Annotated in this window: 4 protein-coding genes; all 4 read right to left on the bottom strand. The window is 68.7% G+C overall.

All coding sequences use genetic code 11. The annotated features are described in order from the left end of the window. A partial coding sequence (locus BN903_RS02570; RefSeq protein WP_195155687.1) for an arginase family protein occupies positions 1–427 on the bottom strand: 427 nt, incomplete at its 3' end. A 6-nt stretch (positions 428–433) separates the two neighbouring features. Continuing rightward, positions 434–811 carry a translation initiation factor IF-5A gene (locus BN903_RS02565; protein ID WP_048076247.1) on the bottom strand — a complete coding sequence of 126 codons (378 nt, stop codon included), beginning with the start codon at positions 809–811 and terminating at the stop codon, positions 434–436. Positions 812–891: 80 nt separating this feature from the next. Beyond that, positions 892–1,176, bottom strand: coding sequence for a hypothetical protein (locus BN903_RS02560; protein WP_048076246.1), 285 nt, complete (start codon positions 1,174–1,176; stop codon positions 892–894). Continuing rightward, on the bottom strand, positions 1,176–2,327 hold the full coding sequence (locus tag BN903_RS02555; protein WP_048076245.1) for an aminotransferase class I/II-fold pyridoxal phosphate-dependent enzyme: 1,152 nt from the start codon (positions 2,325–2,327) through the stop codon (positions 1,176–1,178). Before BN903_RS02555 ends, BN903_RS02560 begins: the two co-directional genes overlap by 1 nt. Positions 2,328–2,448 lie beyond the last annotated feature (121 nt).

Raw genomic sequence — 2,448 nt, 5'->3', positions numbered from 1 at the left:
CGGCGCGTGACGCGAGGTCGTGGTTCCACGGGGTCCCGTCGTAGTCGCTCCGGAGGTCGAGGTGGGCGTCGCAGACGACGAGGGTGTCGGGGTCGACGGCGTCGACGCCCGCGTAGGTGACGGTGTGTTCACCGCCGACGAGCAGGGGGACGGCGTCGTCGTAGCCGACGCTACGCAGTTCGGCGGCGAGGTGGTCGAGGTACGCCGGCACGTCGTCCCACGGGCGCACGTCGCCCGCGTCGGCGACGCCGAGCGCGGAGAAGCGGCTATCGGTGCGGCGGTCGTAGTCGTCGTACGTCTCGGCGAATCGCCGGACCCGGTCCGGTCCGAACCGGGTGCCCGGCTGAAAAGTGGTCGTGGCGTCGAGCGGAGCGCCGACGACCACGTAGGAAGCAGTTTCGCGGTCCGTCGTCGCTCCGGGGAACATACCCGATTACCCGAGGATCTTCCGTTGGCCCTCGTAATCGAGGTACTCGATGTTGTCGTCCGAGGTGAAGTCCTCGCCCTCGGGGATGCGCATCGTGAACGTGTCGTAGGTGTCTAAGTCCATCACCTGGACCTCGTCGCCGCTGACGTTGACGACCTGCCCCTGCTTGCGCTCGATGATCGGCACCCACACTTTCGCGTCGACCGGCTGCGAGAGTGAGCGCTTCTTGTCGTCGAAGACGCCCTTGCCCTCGACGCGGGCCTTGGCGCTGCCGTGTTTGCCGGGTTTGGCGGTGCTGTAATGGTTGATCTTACAGGGCGCGTCGTCCATCATCACGTAGCTGCCCTCCTGGAGTTCGCGAACCTGCTTCTGCTCTCGCGGCATACGCCGTATTTCCGGAGGCGCGTGTATAAACGGTTTGGAACGCTGTCGGGCGGGCGCTCGGGGGTCGGCGGCCGCGCCGGTCAGGGGTCGAGTTCGTCGACATACTCTGCTTGCTCCTCGTCGTCGTCGACGTTCCCGTCCGGCGGGACGAACTGTCCCGTAAGCAGGTAGCTGACGACGAACATGACGATGAACCCGACGCCGACCGCCGCCGTCGTCCGGACGACAAACGGAATGTCGTTGAAGTACATGTAGCGGTCGGCGGCCGCCATGGCGATGAACGCGATCACCAGTATCTTCTGCTCGTCGGTCGGGTCGCGCACGAGGCCGACCACGTCGTCTTTGAGGTCGCCGACCAGCCCCATCAGTCGTCACCCCCGCCCCGGGTCGCTGCGTCGCCCTCGGCGGACGCCCCGCCGGCGGACTCGATCACGCTGCTCACCCGGTCGAGTCCCTCCTCCAACTCCTTGGTCGGGAGGCCGAACCCGATCCGGAACCGGTCCGGGAAGCCGAACAGGTGACCGGGCGCGAGGACGACGCTCGCCTCCTCGACGACCGTCCGACAGAACGATTCGGCGTCGTCGAAGCCGTCCGGGACCGTCACGAACGCGTTGACGCCGACGGGGTCGAGCCAGTCGAGGTCGTGGTCGTCGACCCAGTCCGCGACGCGGTCGCGGTGGGCGGCCGCCAGCTCGCGGTTCTCCGAGAGGATCCGGTCCTCGCGCCGCCCGAGCGCCTGCTTCGCGACGTGCTGCCCGAAGAGGCTCGGCGAGATGGTGGTGTAGTCCTTCCAGCGCCACGCGCGCTCGACGACGGGTTCGGGACCGGCGATCCAGCCGAACCGGAGACCGGCGAGCCCGTACGCCTTCGTGAGGCTGGTCGTCGAGATGCCGTGCGCGCCGTAGCTCGCGACCGGCGGCTGCGGCTCCTCGGCGAGCAGGCGGTACACCTCGTCACAGAGCAGGTAGGCGTCGCGCTCGACCGCGACGTCGTAGACCGCCCGCATCGCGGCCTCGTCGTGGTACTGTCCGGTCGGATTGTTGGGGTTGTTGACGACGATCACCGCGGTGTCGTCGCGGGCCGCGTCGGCGATCGCCTCGGGGTCCAGTTTCCACTCGGGCGGCTCCAGTTCGACGCGGGTCACGTCGCCGAACGCGTCCGGCACGGCGTGGAGCGCCTGATACGTCGGCGTGACGACGACGGCGTGCGTGCCGGAGCCGACCTCCTCCTCGCCGAGGCCGGACTCGTCACCGAGCAGCGAGAGGAACGTCAGGAAGTTCGCCTCCTGCGTGCCGCAGGTGAAGAGCACTTCGTCGGCTGACCGGTCGTAGCGGTCGCCGACCGACTCCCGGAAGTCGGGGTCGCCGTTCGTCGGGATGACGTAGCCGAGCTTCCCCGGGTCGAGGTCGAACCGGCTCGCGTCGAGCGACCGGATGCCGCTTTCCGCCAGCATGATGTCGGCCTCGTGTTCATACTCCGCGAACCAGCGTTCGAGGCCGAACGGGTCGATGCGCATACCGTCGTTCGGGCGGCCGCGACGTTAGGTGCTGCGGTCCCTCGCGGCGGTCGCCCGCCGGCTCGCCATCGTTCACGGCGGCCCGGGGCGGACCGCGGCCACCGCAACGACTTTTGCCGGG

Source organism: Halorubrum sp. AJ67 (assembly GCF_000513435.1).
Note: the sequence above shows the minus strand (reverse complement) of the source record. Positions and strands in the feature narration are given on the sequence as shown.

What these genes read in the sequence shown, in the direction of transcription:
- BN903_RS02565 (WP_048076247.1), bottom strand. Translation starts at nt 811, where the DNA reads ATGCCGCGAGAGCAGAAGCAGGTTCGCGAACTCCAGGAGGGCAGCTAC.
- BN903_RS02560 (WP_048076246.1), bottom strand. Translation starts at nt 1,176, where the DNA reads ATGGGGCTGGTCGGCGACCTCAAAGACGACGTGGTCGGCCTCGTGCGC.
- BN903_RS02555 (WP_048076245.1), bottom strand. Translation starts at nt 2,327, where the DNA reads ATGCGCATCGACCCGTTCGGCCTCGAACGCTGGTTCGCGGAGTATGAA.